This is a genomic window from Caproicibacterium amylolyticum (assembly GCF_014467055.1).
Lineage (GTDB): Bacteria > Bacillota > Clostridia > Oscillospirales > Acutalibacteraceae > Caproicibacterium > Caproicibacterium amylolyticum.
The window spans coordinates 2,929,364-2,943,040 of the sequence record NZ_CP060696.1 but is presented as its reverse complement, the minus strand read 5'-3'; the positions used below and the strand labels follow the sequence as shown (position 1 = coordinate 2,943,040).

The following is a 13,677-nucleotide window of genomic DNA, read 5'->3' as shown; positions in this document are numbered from 1 at the left end:
GAGGTAAGAAATTCAAACATTTGGGAGGACAGGAAACATGACGGAATACGAAAGATGGCGTTCTCAAGTTCTGAATGACGCGGACTTATCAGAGGAACTGAAGCATATTCAGGATAAGCCGGAAGAAATCAATGACCGTTTCTACCGCAGTTTGTCCTTTGGCACAGCGGGACTGCGCGGCGTAATCGGTGCTGGCACAAACCGCATGAATATTTACACTGTTGGGCAGGCAACGCAGGGCCTTGCCAACTACTTAAACAAACATGCAGCGGGGAACCGCCCCAGCGTTGCGATTGCCTATGACAGCCGCATTAAGTCGGATGTGTTTGCAAAGGAAAGCGCTGCTGTACTGGCTGCAAACGGCATTATCGCACATATTTATCCGTGGCTTTCTCCAACACCGACGCTGTCCTTTGCGGTGCGGTATCTGCACTGCGACGCAGGTATTAACGTGACTGCAAGCCATAACCCAGCCAAGTACAATGGCTACAAGGTTTACGGCAATGATGGATGCCAGATTACCGCACAGATGGCGACCGATGTGCAGAGCGAAATCGACCACACGGATTTGTTCAGCGACATCCGCCGCATAGATTACGAGGAAGGCGTAAAGCAGGGGCTGATTGTAACCATTCCGGACGCTGTGCAGGACGCATTTTTGGATGCCGTATTTGCAGAACGCATCCTGCAGAAACCTTGTGACAACCTGAAAGTTGTTTATTCTCCGCTCAACGGCACCGGCCGTGTCTGCTGCACCCGCATCATGGAGCGTTTGGGTGTGCAGAAAGTGGACGTTGTGCCGGAGCAGGAGTGGCCGGACGGCAACTTCCCAACCTGCCCGTTCCCGAACCCGGAAATTAAGGAAGCTTTGCAAAAAGGTCTGGAACTGTGCGAAAAAACTGGGGATGACCTGCTGATTGCCACCGACCCGGACTGTGACCGCTGCGGCATTGCTGTGAAAAACGGCGATACGTTCCGCTTAATGTCCGGCAACGAAGTGGGTGTGCTGCTGCTGAACTTTATTGCCAGTGCCAAAAAGGAGCAGGGCCGTCTGCCGAAAGTGCCGGTGGGCGTTACGACCATTGTCAGCACGGATATGGCGGATGCTGTGGCAGAGACCTACGGTATCGAAATGCACCGCGTGCTGACTGGCTTTAAGTATATTGGCGACCAGATTGCGCTGTTGGAGGAAAAGGGAGAGGAGGACCGCTTCCTGCTCGGTTTTGAGGAAAGCTACGGTTACCTTTCCGGCGGCTATGTGCGCGATAAGGACGCGGTGGATGCCACCATGCTGATTTGCGAGATGGCAAGCTGGTATAAAGAGAAGGGACTGTCCCTTGCGGACGCGATTGAGGAGCTGTACAAAAAGTACGGTTACTACCGCAATGGCCTGCTGAACTTTGGCTTTGAGGGCGAGGACGGTATGCTGCAGATGCAGCAGATTATGGACGGCCTGCGCAAAAATGCGCCTGCTGAAGTTGCCGGCTTCCATGTTTCGGGTTGGAGCGACTACGAGCGCAGTGTTCGCAGTGACGCAGGGAAAGAGAGCACCATTGACCTGCCGAAGTCAAATGTTCTTGAGTATCGTTTGGAAAACGGCAGCAAGGTCATTGTGCGTCCTTCCGGTACCGAACCGAAAATTAAAGTATACCTTTCTGCCAAGGGCAAAGATGAGGCGGAAAGCATCCGGCTGATTGACAAACTTGCCGAAGGCGGCAAAGCACTGTTGGGCAAATAAAGCGGTTTTTTGTAGAAAATTGGCGGTTGCAATTCCTTATAAAGAATTTTTAGGAAAAAAATTTATTTAATTAACCAAAAAATTTGAAAATACTGTTGACATTTTAGAAGATTATGTGTATACTATAATTACAGTACAGGTTCGGGCAATCGAGGCCCGCGCGATATATTTGAATCAGCGCCATGCGTCTAACGCATATCGCTCTGCATGAGCGAGTAGGAACTGTATAATTCAGGAGCAGCTGCAGGTTTTGCAGCTGCTCCTTTTCTTGTTCAGCAACACTTTAGTGCGGTGCAGTTGAATTTTATTACGCAATCTTCTATAATGAGCGAGAAAATTTGGGGAAAAGGGGATAAAAATGGAGAAGACGTTTGAAATCCGCGCGGCAAAAACATCCGATGGTGCGCGTCTGGCAGAAATCTACGAACCCTATGTATGCCAAACAGTCATTACTTTTGAGGAAGAAGCACCGAGTGCTCAGGAAATGGCACACCGAGTTGTGGAGACACAAAAAGATTTTCCGTGGCTGGTTTACGAGGAAAACGGAAAAGTGCTGGGGTACGCTTACGCACATCAGATGCAGGCGCGTGCGGCTTTTCAGTGGTCTGCAGAGGTCAGTGTTTATCTGGACTGGAACTACCGCGGACATGGCGCTGGCCATGCACTGTATGCACAACTGGAAAAGCTGCTGAAGGAAATGGGTGTGGCGCAGCTTTACGCGCAGATTGCCGTGCCAAATCCGGAAAGCATTGGTTTTCATCACGCATGCGGTTACGAGGACTTGTGTCTGTATCCGCACATTGGGTACAAACGAAACAAATGGTGTGACCTTGCTGTTTTGGTGAAACAGCTGCAGCTGCCGGAGCATCCGCAGCCGCGAAAGAAAATTTAAAAAATATTCAACAAAAGCCGGGAGTGGTGTGGAAAACGCTTCCGGCTTTTTTAGATTCATTCTGTTCTTTTATTGATGAACTGCGGGCGAAATTTGCTGTAAAGAATGGTTTGTTCGGCGTAAAGCCCGGTGTAGCCGGAAAGCGCGTAGGAAATGGCACAGGCAAGGAAAAAGTACGGTGCCCCGCTGTAACCAAACAGAGAACAGCCGAGCAGCAGTGCCGTCAGCGGGCAGTTGACAACGCCGCAGAAAACGCACAGCATTCCAACCGCAGCACCCAGCCCGGGGTCAAGCCCAAGCAGGCCGCCCATCCAACAGCCGAAAGTCGCGCCGATGAAAAAGCTAGGAACAATTTCGCCGCCCTTAAAACCCGCGCCAAGGGTAAGGGCAGTCAGCAGAATTTTCAAAACAAATGCTTCCGGGCGGGCGTGACCGCCGATTGCGCGTGCAATTACATTTGTGCCGGCGCCTTCGTAATCAGAAGTGCCGGTTAAGAGCATGAGAACGATAACCAGCGCACTGCCCATCAGTACCCGTAAATAGGGGTTCGGCAGAAATTGACGGTACAGCCGACCGGCGATGTGCAGGGTTTGGCAAAACAAAATGGCGACTGCAGCGCAAAGCGCGGCCAGCAGGGCAATCTGCAGTGCTGGCAGTAAATGCAGGCCGCTGCCGACTTCAGCGAGTATGTAGTGAGTTGGCACCGCGCCAAGGCGGCTGGCGATGCCGGAAGCCAGCAGGCTGGAAATTGTGACCGGAACCAGTGCGGAGTAATACATCTGCCCTACGCTGACAACCTCCATAGCAAAAACAGCTGCGGCAACCGGTGTTCCAAAAAGTGCGGAAAAAACAGCGCCCATGCCGCACATGGTCACAACGTGCAGGGCTTTTTCGTCTAACTTAAAAAGGCGGCCCGCACCGTAACCAAGACTGCCGCCAATTTGCAGTGCAGCACCTTCGCGTCCGGCAGAGCCGCCAAATAGATGGGTAACAGCAGTCGCAATGAAAATCAGCGGTGCCATGCGTGCGGGCAGCGGCTGAGGAGAGCGCACAGCCAACAAAACCAAGTCGGTACCGCGGCTCTGTTTTACGCCGCATGCGCGGTACAGCCAGACAATGAACAGACCGCCCGCCGGAAGCAGGAACAGAAGCCAGGGGCTGTTTGTGCGTGTTTGTGTTGTCCACTGCAGAAGGTAGTAAAACAGGGTGCCGACTCCGCCGCCAATCAGTACTCCAATACCAATGCTGAGCAGGACCCATTTCAAAAAAGTGAGCAGCCGTTTTTGCCAGTGCTCTGCTTTATGTTTTAATTTTGTTTTTTGCAAATTTGTTCACTCCTTAACAATACAAATCCATTTTACCATGCAAAAAGTGTGAACACAAGCGAGCAGTGTCCCATTTTTGGGACACTGCTCAAATTTGAAGAACAAATATTCGTAAATAGTCTTGAATAAAGAACACACGTTTTGTATTATGGAAATTAGAGGGATTCCGCTGCACAACAGAAAGTGAGTGGTAAAATTATGGATTTTCAGAAATGGGGAGAAGAGTATTTGAGAGAGGCCGAGGCGCTAAAGGCGCATCTTGTTCCAGTGCAAAAACAGCTGAAGCAAAAAGGACTTGGCGTGGAAGAAAGCCGCAGCCTTTCCGCACGGGCAACTATGCTGTACCAAATGTACTTGGAGTGCCGTGCAACCGGCACTTACCTGAGGGGGTGCTGTCAATGAAACATCGGATATTAAGTTATGACCTGTTGCCGCAGGAGCTGAACGGTCCCGGTCCGGACCAGCCGGATTACCGTTATGCGGCTATGCGGCGGGCATTGCGTCTGGCAATGCAGCGTGAACTGACACAGCGGCAGCGAGAGTGCATGGAAAAGCGCCTTGCCGGCGAACAGGTAAAGGAAATTGCAGCGGAGCTGGGCGTTGCACCGCCAACAGTCAGCAAACATCTGCAGCGGGGAGCCCGGCGGCTGCGGCATGCACTGCAGTACAGCTGCTTTGTGCCGACAGACAGTTAAACAAGTTGCTCCTGTCCGCTATCTGTGGTACAATGCAAAGCAGAATTTGTTTACAGGAAAGGGAAATGCAGTGGATAAGCATTTAGAGCGGGTTAAGGACACCCTGACGCAGGGAGAATATACTATAGCCGTTGAAAACAACGGTAAAATTTATACATCCGATAAAAACGGAATTGCACCCCTGCTGGATTTTTTGAAGAATCCGGAAATTCTGCGGGGCGCGGCGGCCGCTGATAAAGTAATCGGAAAAGCGGCGGCATATTTGTTTCTAAAAGGCGGTGTACGTGAATTGTATGCACAGCTGCTCAGTGAGCCGGCAAAGGAGCTGCTGGAGAGCCGAAATGTGCCGGTCACCTATGGGCAGTTGGTGCCGTACATTAAAAATCGCACACAGGACGGAATGTGCCCCATGGAGCAGAGCGTGCTGGAAGTGCAGAATGAGGAAGAAGCACTTCAAAAATTACAGGAAACGCTGGCGCGGTTGAAGGGAAAGCCTGTGCAGTAAGCAATAGATTCCATAAAAATGCCCGAATGCTTTTTTTACGAAAGCATTCGGGCATTTGTTTTATTACGAAATACCACGTACAATCACACCGCCGCCAAGCAGCAGGTCGTCATCATATAAAACAACGGCCTGCCCAGGGGCAACGGCACGCTGCGCTTCATCAAAGTCAAGCAGCAGCGTGCCGTCCGGCTGCAGCACAGCTGTGGCAGGTGCGGGGCGTGCCTGATAACGGATTTTCGCCTGTACACGCAGCGGTTCGCGCGGCGCGGGGATGGAAACCCAGTTCAGTTCCTTCGCAAGCAGCGCTCGGCTGTACTGACTGCCCTCCGGGCCAAGCACAATTTTGTTGTGCTCTGCGTCCAGATGAGTCACATACATCGGTTCACCAAACGCGATGCCAAGCCCCTTGCGCTGACCGACCGTATAGTGGGTCAGCCCGCGATGGCGGCCAAGCACATGTCCCTGTGTGTCCACAAAGTCACCGGGAGCACTGTCACAGCCATTTCGGCGGCAGAGAAATCCGGCGTAGTCGTTGTCCGGTACAAAGCAGATTTCCTGACTGTCCGGTTTATGTGCCACCGGCAGGCCGGCTTCCTCCGCCAGCGCGCGAACTTCCGGCTTTGGCAGGGATGCAAGCGGCAGAATCGTGTGGGAAAGCTGCTCCTGTGACAGGCTGTACAGCACATAGCTCTGGTCTTTTCCAGTGGAGGAAGCATGCAGCTGCCAGCGGCCGTTTGCGGCCTGTTTTACAATGGCGTAGTGCCCGGTTGCGATTGCATCACAGCCAAGTTCCTTTGCGCGCTGCAGCATGGCACCGAACTTCAGCCAGCGGTTGCACCGAATGCAGGGATTCGGTGTATGTCCGGCGGCATATTCGGAAACAAAATTATTAATAACGCGTTCTTCAAACAGCTCTGTAAAGTTGAATACAAAATGGTCAACGCCAAGGGCATAGCATACCCGGCGCGCATCCTGCACATCCTGAAACGAGCAGCAGCCGCCTTCCCTTGTGGGAAAAGCGGGGTCATCCAGGTGAAGACGCAGTGTACAGCCGACTACATCCCAGCCGCTTCGCTGCAGTAAAAGAGCGGCAACGCTGCTGTCTACGCCGCCGCTCATGCCTACTAAAACTTTTCCTTTCACGCCTGCGGTTCCTCCGGTGCAGCTTCCTCGTCTGCGGGAGTCACAGCGGGTTCCGGCTGTGCTGGTGCGGTTGGAGCGGATGTTTCCGTATGCGGTGCGGCCACCGCGGTTTGCTGGAATTCATCCGTTTCCACATTGTCGGGATCCTGTGCAATGGAGGATGGGGTGGTGTCGTAAGGGTCGTAGGCGGCGGCTTCCGAGTCGCAGTCCTCATGGAATTTGCAAACACTGCAGTCATCGTCGCAGTTGGCACATTCCGTATCCTGTACATTGGCGATGTTTTTCTCACGGATTTCGTCCATGTGTGCAAAGGCACGTTTCATGCGTCGGTCGCTGTCATCAATGGAAGCACACAGGGCTTCAGTTTCGGCGTTGCCCTGCTCCCGCAGATGCTCATAGTAATATTTCCCCAGTGCAACATAAGCGCGGGCACTGTTTTCCCGCTCGTTTTTAATGACGATGTGCAGGCGGTTGATGACAGCAGAGCGATGGTTTTTTTCACGCAGGCTGTCAAACGTGTCGGAAAGCTGCTTTCCAAAAGAATCAAATATTCCCATTTTAAGTTCCTCCGTGCCGCACCGACAGGTGCGGAAAAGTTTGCGCATGATTTTGCTTTTATTATACCGCATTGACTGAAAATTTAACAGTGCTATTTCGGAGGAACGCGATATTTTCTGTACATTGCTAAAAAATTGCTGGGGCGGCAGGTTTTGCGGTAGGCATTTCGCAGGATTTGTGCTATAATAAAAAACTATACAATCAGCAACAAGACACGGGGGTGTTTTTACTTTATGTCTACTCAGGTGAATAAAGATGTCTGCTGCCCGCAGTGCGGCAAACCAGTGCGCACAAAAATGTGGACCGGTATCAGTGCGGATACGGAGCCTGCTTTGCGGCAGAAAATTCTGGATGAAACACTTTTCGACTGGCAGTGCCCGCACTGCGGGTATCAGGCGGAGCTGGTTTATCCCTGCCTGTACCATGACAAGGAACAGAAATTCATGATATACCTTGTGCCGGAGGGCAGTGAGCAGGACTTGAAAAAAGTTGAGGTAGACACGCGGTTCCCGCAGCTTGCCGGTGTGCGCAAGCGCGCGGTGACCTCCCCAATGGAATTGAAAGAAAAGGTGCTTATTTATGAAGCCGGTCTGGATGACGTTGGGGTTGAGCTGGTAAAAGCCGGTTTGGCGGCGATTGTCGAGGAAAAGCAGAATAAAGCGGTGGAGGCTGGCTGCTTCTGCTTTGCCAATCAGGGTACTGACCGCATGGGCTTCCTGTTCTTCATGGAAGGTGAGGAAGAACCGCTGAAAAAGGCGACCCGGTTTGCCACCTATCAGAAAGCACTGGAAATCAGCGGACAGTGCGGCGGCGGCCAGGGCGATGACTTCGTTCATGTGGACGGCCGCCTTGCAGCGCGTTTACTGGAAAAATACCAGAGAATGTGAGAGCACCGGCAAGTTGTTTGCTGTCGTTTGTGTGCCCCGAAGGGGTATTCTCAGCAAGCGACCGCAGTGTGACACTTAACCTTGCCCCAAGCATGGCCTTTGGAGGAAAAACAGATGGGAATGATCCGGCAGGTTCCGTTGTATCGCTTTTTAAAGTTCTGCAATGAGTCCGGACTGGAAAAGAAAGTGCTGGACTGCGGTGCGGGCGGCGATTGCCCGCCGCTGCTGCTTTTCGCGGAATATGGGTATGAAACCCACGGAATCGAATTTTCCGCCGAGCAGTGTGAGTTGGCGCGGCAGGCAGCAAAACAGCATGGTCAGGCTTTGCAGATTGAGCAGGGAGATATGCGCCATCTGCCGTTTGCGGACGGTTCTTTTCCGATCGTGTACTCCTACAATTCCGTATTTCATATGACAAAAGCAGAGGTGGCACAGTCCATTCAGGAAATGAAGCGGGTGCTGCAGCCCGGCGGTCTGCTTTTTGTCAATTTCCTGACTGCAAAGGATTTTCGGTGCGGCACCGGTGAAGCGGTTGGAGAGAACCAGTATAAACAGTTGGATGACGGCGTACCGGTGATTCATTCGTATTTTGCCCAAAAGGAACCGGAAGCGTATTTTGCAGATATGACGATGCTTTACAAGGAAGACCGCGTGCCGGAAAGAATTTTTGAAGGCAAGTGGATTTGGCAGGGCTTTGTCGATTATATTTTAAAGAAATAATAAAATGAAAACGGACTGTTGTGAAATCTCACAGCAGTCCGTTTTTTATTCTGCACGATTTAAATAAGCCTGTGTGTAGGGACATACCTGTATGCATTTTCCGCACAGTGTAATTTCTTTGTGAATGTACTGCGCTGCACGCTGGCGTGCAGCTTTGCGGCAGGCATAAGGATTGAAAAATTTATCCCGAAAAAGGTCTGGCTGCCACAGATTACCGGAAATTGCCTTGCCAGGGCAGGCGTCACGGCAAACCATACAACTTCCGCAGCGGGAACTGCGAACCGGTTCTCCGCAGGAAAGCGGGGCATCTGTTACCAATGAGGACAGGCGCACAGCAGAACCGTATTCTTTTGAAACAAACAGCGCACTTTTCCCAATCCAACCCAGACCGGCCAGCACAGCGACTGTTTTGTGCGGTAGCGGTGTACGGTAGTCCTCGGTTTCGTGTACATGCTCTTCGGACTGCGCCCATGCGCGGTATCCCTGCTGCTGCAGCCAGTCGGCAGCCTCGCAGACCAGTGCGTCCAATTTGGCGTTTAATGTATGATATGCTTGAAAATATGCGAGATTTGGTCCATCCGCAATAGAACGAATGATTTGGGCGGGAATGGAAACACAAACAGAAACCCCAATGTGGCAGCCGGGCGCATCCGGCAGTTTCGGCAGACAGGAAAGGTCAGCAAACCCAACCAGATCTGCGCCGGCTTGCAGCAGATGTCCTTTAAAATCTTGCGAAAGCTGGTTCATGATGATGCTCCTTTCAGGAAAATAATTCCTTACATTGTAACATCACGACCAGGCATTGTCCAGAAAATCACTTTTGCAAACTGTACACGCGTGCTTCAAATGGCTGCAGGGTCACTGTGGCACCGAGCAGCTCCGGTTCTTCGCAGTTGCTCAGCAGCAGGCTGCTGCCGCCGAAGCGCTCCGGTACGGCAAATTCTGTGGTTCCTTTGGAGAAACTGCACAGCACGAGCAGTGCCTGCGTTTTATCCTCGCGGATGTAGCAGTAAAGCTGCTCGTTTTCTGGGCCGAGCAGGGTGTAGGTGCCGTTTGTAATGACCGGCAGTTCGTGGCGCAGGCGGATAAGCTGCTGATAATAATGGAAAACAGAATCGGGGTCGGCAAGCGCTGCCTCCGCGTTGATTTCTGTGTAGTTCGGGTTCACGGGAATCCACGGCTCTCCGGTGGAAAAGCCTGCGTTTTTGCTGCTGTTCCACTGCATTGGGGTGCGGGCATTGTCCCGGCTTGAGCGGCGGATATACCGCATCATATCTTCCGGTGCAATCTCACCCTTTTCATCCACCAGTTCGTGGTAGGCGTTGATTGCTTCGATGTCGCGGCACTCTGTAAGGGAGGTAAAGGGATAGTTGGTCATGCCCAGTTCTTCACCCTGATAGATATAGGGAGTACCCTGCTGAAAGTGCAGGCAGGTTGCCAGCATCTTCGCGGAACGAACGCGCAGCGCGGGCGTGTCGGTGCAGCCAAAGCGGGAAACACAGCGGGGCTGGTCGTGATTGTCCCAGAACAGGCTGTTCCATGCAGTGCCATGCAGGCCGTCCTGCCACTTGCTGAAGATGCGCTTTACATCGGAAAGACGGAAAGTACCGTCGCCCCACTTTCCGTACTTGCCGGCGTCAACATCCATCAGTTCAAACTGGAACACCATGTTCAGCTCACGGGTGTCGTTTCCGGCGTATTTCTGTGCTTCCTCCACGGTGACACCGGGGGTTTCGCCCACGGTCATCAGGTCATACTTGGAAAGCACTTCGCGGTTCATCTGCTGCAGATATTCGTGTACATGCGGGCCATTGGTGGTGTCATACTGACCGTTTTCCGGAAGGAAAAACGCAGATGGTTTGGAAATCATACTGATTACATCCATTCGGAAGCCGTCAATTCCTTTTTGGCACCACCAGTTCATCATATCAAAAACTTCGCTGCGCACTTTTGGGTTATCCCAGTTGAGGTCAGGCTGTTTTTTGCTGAACATATGCAGGTAATACTGACCGGTTTCCGGGCTGTACTGCCATGCCGAGCCGGAGAAGCAGCTTTGCACTGGGGTGGGGGCGTGCCCTTCCACCGGGTCGTGCCAGATATAGTAGTCGCGGTACGGATTGTCCCTTGCCTTGCGGCTTTCCACAAACCATGCGTGTTCGTCACTGGTATGGTTCACGACCAAATCCATCACGATTTTCAGGCCGCGTCGGTGAGCCTGTACAAGCATAGTGTCAAAATCCGCCATGGTGCCGAATTCTGCCATAATGGCGCGGTAATCACTGATATCGTAGCCGTTGTCGTCATTTGGACTTTTGTACACCGGGCTGAGCCACAGCACATCCACGCCAAGCTCCTGCAGGTAATCGAGCCGGCTGGTAATGCCGGCAAGGTCACCCACGCCGTCACCGTTTGCATCCATAAAGCTGCGGGGGTAAATTTGGTAAACTACGCTCTTTTTCCACCAGGGAGTTTGCTGCATAAAAAGCACCGCCTTTGTATAAAATGACAATTATATAACTTCAATAGCTCTAGTATAAATACGTTTAACATAAAACGCAAGAGAAAAACAAACGTGATTCCTACAAATTTTAAAATAAATTTTTGTGAATCACGACCAAGCTGCCGCTGACAGAAAATTTGAGCGTTTCTCAAAAAATTACAAAAAAGCAGTTGACAAACAAAAACAGATGCGTATAATAATAAGCAAATAATTTTATATTGTTTCCTGTTAAACCGATGAAGTGGAGATAAAAACGAAGCCAGCGTGTACAGAGAGCCCGGGCAGATGAGAGCCGGGCCGCGAGCAGTTCGTTAAATGGACCACTGAGGGCACGGTCAAAGGCATTTTGCCAAGTATTCCGTGACGTAAGGCCTGCGTAACTGGCCGGGGGTATGTTCGTACCCCGCAAAGGGTGCGGTTCAGCTGAACCGCAAAACAAGGTGGCACCGCGAGTTTGAATTTTCAGACCCGTCCTTGGCAGACAGATTCTGTTTGCCTTGGGCGGGTCTTTTTTATACCTGCCCGTGGAAATCTTTTGGGAGGTATGAATATGGCAAAGCCGTCACTGACCGAGGCAAAACGCTATGCGGCGGAGAGAACCTGCCGGGTGCTGCCGGTCAGCCGCGAAATTTACGCGGACATTAAAACACCGATTGAGGTGCTGCGCATTCTGCAGGGGAAAAGCCGTCACTGCTTTTTGCTGGAAAGTGTGGAGGACACCCAGCAGTGGGGACGCTTCACGTTCCTGGGTTTTGACCCGAAGCAGGAAATTACCTGTGTGGACGGCAATATGTGCATCAAAGGGGAAACCGAGCAGCGCTTTCACACCAAAGACCCCGGCGCGGTGCTCAAAAAAATTGTGGAGGAAAACAAAAGCCCGCGCCTTGAGGGGATGCCGCCCTTCACAGGCGGGCTGGTGGGGTACTTTTCCTATGATTACATCAAGTACAGCGAGCCGCACCTGAAGCTGGACGCGGAAGACCAGGAACACTTTAATGACGTCGATTTGATGCTGTTTGATAAGGTTATTGCGTTTGACAACTTCCGCCAGAAAATTATTTTGATTGTCAACATTTCGCTTGCCGGGGATGTGGAAGCAGCGTACACAACGGCACAAAAAGAACTGGAGGAATTGGTGCAGCTGATTCGCACCGGCACCCCCGCCGAGCGCGAACCCGGCCGCCTGACTTCACCGGTGCGGCATTTGTTCAGCAAGGAGCAGTACTGTGCTATGGTGGAGCGCGCAAAGCAGTACATCCGCGAGGGCGACATTTTTCAAGTGGTGCTCAGCAATCGGCTGGAAGCTGACTTTGCGGGCAGCCTGCTGGACACTTACCGGGTGCTGCGCACGCTGAATCCCTCACCGTATATGTTTTACTTTTCCAGTGATGATATTGAAATCGCCGGCGCCTCGCCGGAAACACTGGTAAAGCTGCAGAACGGCGTACTGCATACCTTTCCGCTGGCGGGTTCCCGCCCGCGCGGGAAAACGGAGGCAGAGGACAACGCTTTGGAAGCGGAACTGCTACAGGACCCGAAGGAGCTTGCGGAGCACAATATGCTGGTAGATTTAGGGCGCAATGACTTGGGCCGCATCAGTAAATTCGGTACCGTCAAGGTGGAAAAACATTTGCAGGTGCTGCGGTTTTCGCACATTATGCATCTTGGTTCCACGGTGGCGGGGCAGATGCGGGAGGACTGCACCGCAGTGGACGCGATTGGTTCCGTGCTGCCGGCAGGAACGCTTTCCGGTGCGCCGAAGTTCCGCGCCTGCCAGATTATCAATGAGCTGGAAAACAACAAGCGCGGTATTTACGGCGGTGCCATCGGCTACATGGACTTTACCGGCAATCTGGATACCTGCATCGCGATCCGCATTGCATTTAAGAAAAACGGCAAGGTGTTCGTCCGCTCCGGCGCGGGTATTGTTGCGGACAGCGTACCCGAAACCGAATATCAGGAGTGCATTAACAAAGCAAAAGCGGTGGTGACCGCCTTGGAAGAAGCACAGGAGGGACTTGACCGTGATTGTACTGATTGATAATTATGACAGCTTTTCTTACAACCTGTATCAGCTGGTCGGTTCGATTGACCATCAAATCCGGGTGGTGCGTAATAATGACGTAACGGTACAGCAAATTGCGGAAATGCACCCGCGCGCGGTCATCCTAAGTCCCGGCCCCGGCCGGCCGGCGGATGCGGGCATCTGCGAGGAAGCGGTGCGGTATTTTACCGGCAAAGTGCCGCTTTTGGGGGTGTGTCTGGGGCACCAGGCCATCTGCGAAACGTTTGGCGGCACGATCGGCTACGCAAAAAAGCTGATGCACGGTAAGCAGTCACAGGTGCGGCTTTCAGCGGAATGCCCGCTGTTTCGCGGACTGCCGGAAGTAATCGGCGCAGCGCGCTACCATTCGCTGTCGCTGGAGGAAAGCACCCTGCCGCCGGAACTCGCAGTTAGCGCACGCAGCCTGGATGACGGCGAAGTAATGGCGGTGCAGCACAAACAATATCCGGTGTATGGCCTGCAGTTTCACCCAGAGTCGATTTTGACCCCGCAGGGAAAAGTAATCTTAGAAAATTTCCTGCAGGTTGGGGCGGTACAAAACTGCGAAGCCACCGGGCTTGCAGCCCAGAGATAAAAAGTAAGTTCTTTCAGTTTAACTTTATAATTTTTACGATTATAGAAATTTTGCATTACACAAAGGAGTGACTTG

General features: G+C 52.2%; 14 protein-coding genes. 9 read left to right on the top strand and 5 right to left on the bottom strand.

Going from position 1 to position 13,677, the window contains the following annotated elements; genetic code table 11:
• Positions 1 to 37: 37 nt before the first annotated feature.
• Positions 38 to 1,738: a phospho-sugar mutase gene (locus H6X83_RS14200; RefSeq protein WP_212507107.1), complete on the top strand. Its 1,701-nt coding sequence runs from the start codon at positions 38 to 40 to the stop codon at positions 1,736 to 1,738.
• Positions 1,739 to 2,096: 358 nt separating this feature from the next.
• Positions 2,097 to 2,630: a GNAT family N-acetyltransferase gene (locus H6X83_RS14195; protein WP_212507106.1), complete on the top strand. Its 534-nt coding sequence runs from the start codon at positions 2,097 to 2,099 to the stop codon at positions 2,628 to 2,630.
• 56 nt (positions 2,631 to 2,686) lie between these two features.
• Here the strand turns inward: H6X83_RS14195 and H6X83_RS14190 are convergent, their stop codons facing one another.
• Entirely contained in the window at positions 2,687 to 3,955 is a 1,269-nt protein-coding gene (locus tag H6X83_RS14190) for a chloride channel protein (RefSeq protein WP_212507105.1), read from the bottom strand.
• 198 nt (positions 3,956 to 4,153) lie between these two features.
• On the opposite strand from H6X83_RS14190, the gene H6X83_RS14185 reads away from it, so the two are divergent.
• Genes H6X83_RS14185 through H6X83_RS14175 form a run of 3 tightly spaced genes read left to right on the top strand, consistent with a single transcriptional unit; the run spans position 4,154 to position 5,155 of the window.
• Positions 4,154 to 4,357 (top strand): hypothetical protein, encoded by a 204-nt coding sequence (locus H6X83_RS14185; RefSeq protein WP_212507104.1) that lies wholly within the window; start codon positions 4,154 to 4,156, stop codon positions 4,355 to 4,357.
• Positions 4,354 to 4,650 (top strand): LuxR C-terminal-related transcriptional regulator, encoded by a 297-nt coding sequence (locus H6X83_RS14180; protein ID WP_212507103.1) that lies wholly within the window; start codon positions 4,354 to 4,356, stop codon positions 4,648 to 4,650. The genes H6X83_RS14185 and H6X83_RS14180 overlap by 4 nt, the downstream gene beginning before the upstream one ends.
• On the top strand, positions 4,610 to 5,155 hold the full coding sequence (locus H6X83_RS14175) for a DUF1893 domain-containing protein (protein ID WP_212507102.1): 546 nt from the start codon (positions 4,610 to 4,612) through the stop codon (positions 5,153 to 5,155). Before H6X83_RS14180 ends, H6X83_RS14175 begins: the two co-directional genes overlap by 41 nt.
• A gap of 63 nt (positions 5,156 to 5,218) precedes the next feature.
• On the opposite strand, the gene mnmA is transcribed toward H6X83_RS14175, so the two are convergent.
• Positions 5,219 to 6,298: a tRNA 2-thiouridine(34) synthase MnmA gene (mnmA, locus tag H6X83_RS14170; protein WP_212507101.1), complete on the bottom strand. Its 1,080-nt coding sequence runs from the start codon at positions 6,296 to 6,298 to the stop codon at positions 5,219 to 5,221.
• A complete protein-coding gene (locus H6X83_RS14165) occupies positions 6,295 to 6,855 on the bottom strand; it encodes a hypothetical protein (RefSeq protein ID WP_212507100.1) in 561 nt (186 codons plus the stop codon). The genes mnmA and H6X83_RS14165 overlap by 4 nt, the downstream gene beginning before the upstream one ends.
• A 234-nt stretch (positions 6,856 to 7,089) precedes the next feature.
• Here H6X83_RS14165 and H6X83_RS14160 point away from each other — a divergent pair, with 234 nt between their 5' ends.
• Positions 7,090 to 7,743 (top strand): CpXC domain-containing protein, encoded by a 654-nt coding sequence (locus H6X83_RS14160; RefSeq protein ID WP_212507099.1) that lies wholly within the window; start codon positions 7,090 to 7,092, stop codon positions 7,741 to 7,743.
• Between the two features lie 114 nt (positions 7,744 to 7,857).
• Positions 7,858 to 8,463 (top strand): class I SAM-dependent methyltransferase, encoded by a 606-nt coding sequence (locus H6X83_RS14155; RefSeq protein WP_212507098.1) that lies wholly within the window; start codon positions 7,858 to 7,860, stop codon positions 8,461 to 8,463.
• A gap of 45 nt (positions 8,464 to 8,508) precedes the next feature.
• Here the strand turns inward: H6X83_RS14155 and H6X83_RS14150 are convergent, their stop codons facing one another.
• Both H6X83_RS14150 and H6X83_RS14145 read right to left on the bottom strand, forming a co-directional pair.
• On the bottom strand, positions 8,509 to 9,210 hold the full coding sequence (locus H6X83_RS14150; RefSeq protein ID WP_212507097.1) for a 4Fe-4S double cluster binding domain-containing protein: 702 nt from the start codon (positions 9,208 to 9,210) through the stop codon (positions 8,509 to 8,511).
• Positions 9,211 to 9,277: 67 nt separating this feature from the next.
• A complete protein-coding gene (locus H6X83_RS14145) occupies positions 9,278 to 10,942 on the bottom strand; it encodes a glycoside hydrolase family 13 protein (protein WP_212507096.1) in 1,665 nt (554 codons plus the stop codon).
• A gap of 571 nt (positions 10,943 to 11,513) precedes the next feature.
• On the opposite strand from H6X83_RS14145, the gene trpE reads away from it, so the two are divergent.
• The gene (gene trpE, locus H6X83_RS14140) at positions 11,514 to 13,004 is read left to right on the top strand and encodes an anthranilate synthase component I (RefSeq protein WP_212507095.1); all 1,491 of its coding nucleotides are present in this window, start codon (positions 11,514 to 11,516) and stop codon (positions 13,002 to 13,004) included.
• Entirely contained in the window at positions 12,988 to 13,602 is a 615-nt protein-coding gene (locus tag H6X83_RS14135; protein WP_212507094.1) for an anthranilate synthase component II, read from the top strand. The genes trpE and H6X83_RS14135 overlap by 17 nt, the downstream gene beginning before the upstream one ends.
• Positions 13,603 to 13,677: the final 75 nt, after the last annotated feature.

Excerpts from the sequence above, each read along its gene's own strand:
- H6X83_RS14160 (WP_212507099.1), top strand. The coding sequence starts at position 7,090 with ATGTCTACTCAGGTGAATAAAGATGTCTGCTGCCCGCAGTGCGGCAAA.
- H6X83_RS14145 (WP_212507096.1), bottom strand. The coding sequence starts at position 10,942 with ATGCAGCAAACTCCCTGGTGGAAAAAGAGCGTAGTTTACCAAATTTAC.
- H6X83_RS14150 (WP_212507097.1), bottom strand. The coding sequence starts at position 9,210 with ATGAACCAGCTTTCGCAAGATTTTAAAGGACATCTGCTGCAAGCCGGC.
- H6X83_RS14195 (WP_212507106.1), top strand. The coding sequence starts at position 2,097 with ATGGAGAAGACGTTTGAAATCCGCGCGGCAAAAACATCCGATGGTGCG.
- trpE (WP_212507095.1), top strand. The coding sequence starts at position 11,514 with ATGGCAAAGCCGTCACTGACCGAGGCAAAACGCTATGCGGCGGAGAGA.
- H6X83_RS14155 (WP_212507098.1), top strand. The coding sequence starts at position 7,858 with ATGGGAATGATCCGGCAGGTTCCGTTGTATCGCTTTTTAAAGTTCTGC.
- H6X83_RS14200 (WP_212507107.1), top strand. The coding sequence starts at position 38 with ATGACGGAATACGAAAGATGGCGTTCTCAAGTTCTGAATGACGCGGAC.
- H6X83_RS14180 (WP_212507103.1), top strand. The coding sequence starts at position 4,354 with ATGAAACATCGGATATTAAGTTATGACCTGTTGCCGCAGGAGCTGAAC.
- H6X83_RS14175 (WP_212507102.1), top strand. The coding sequence starts at position 4,610 with ATGCACTGCAGTACAGCTGCTTTGTGCCGACAGACAGTTAAACAAGTT.
- H6X83_RS14185 (WP_212507104.1), top strand. The coding sequence starts at position 4,154 with ATGGATTTTCAGAAATGGGGAGAAGAGTATTTGAGAGAGGCCGAGGCG.
- H6X83_RS14165 (WP_212507100.1), bottom strand. The coding sequence starts at position 6,855 with ATGGGAATATTTGATTCTTTTGGAAAGCAGCTTTCCGACACGTTTGAC.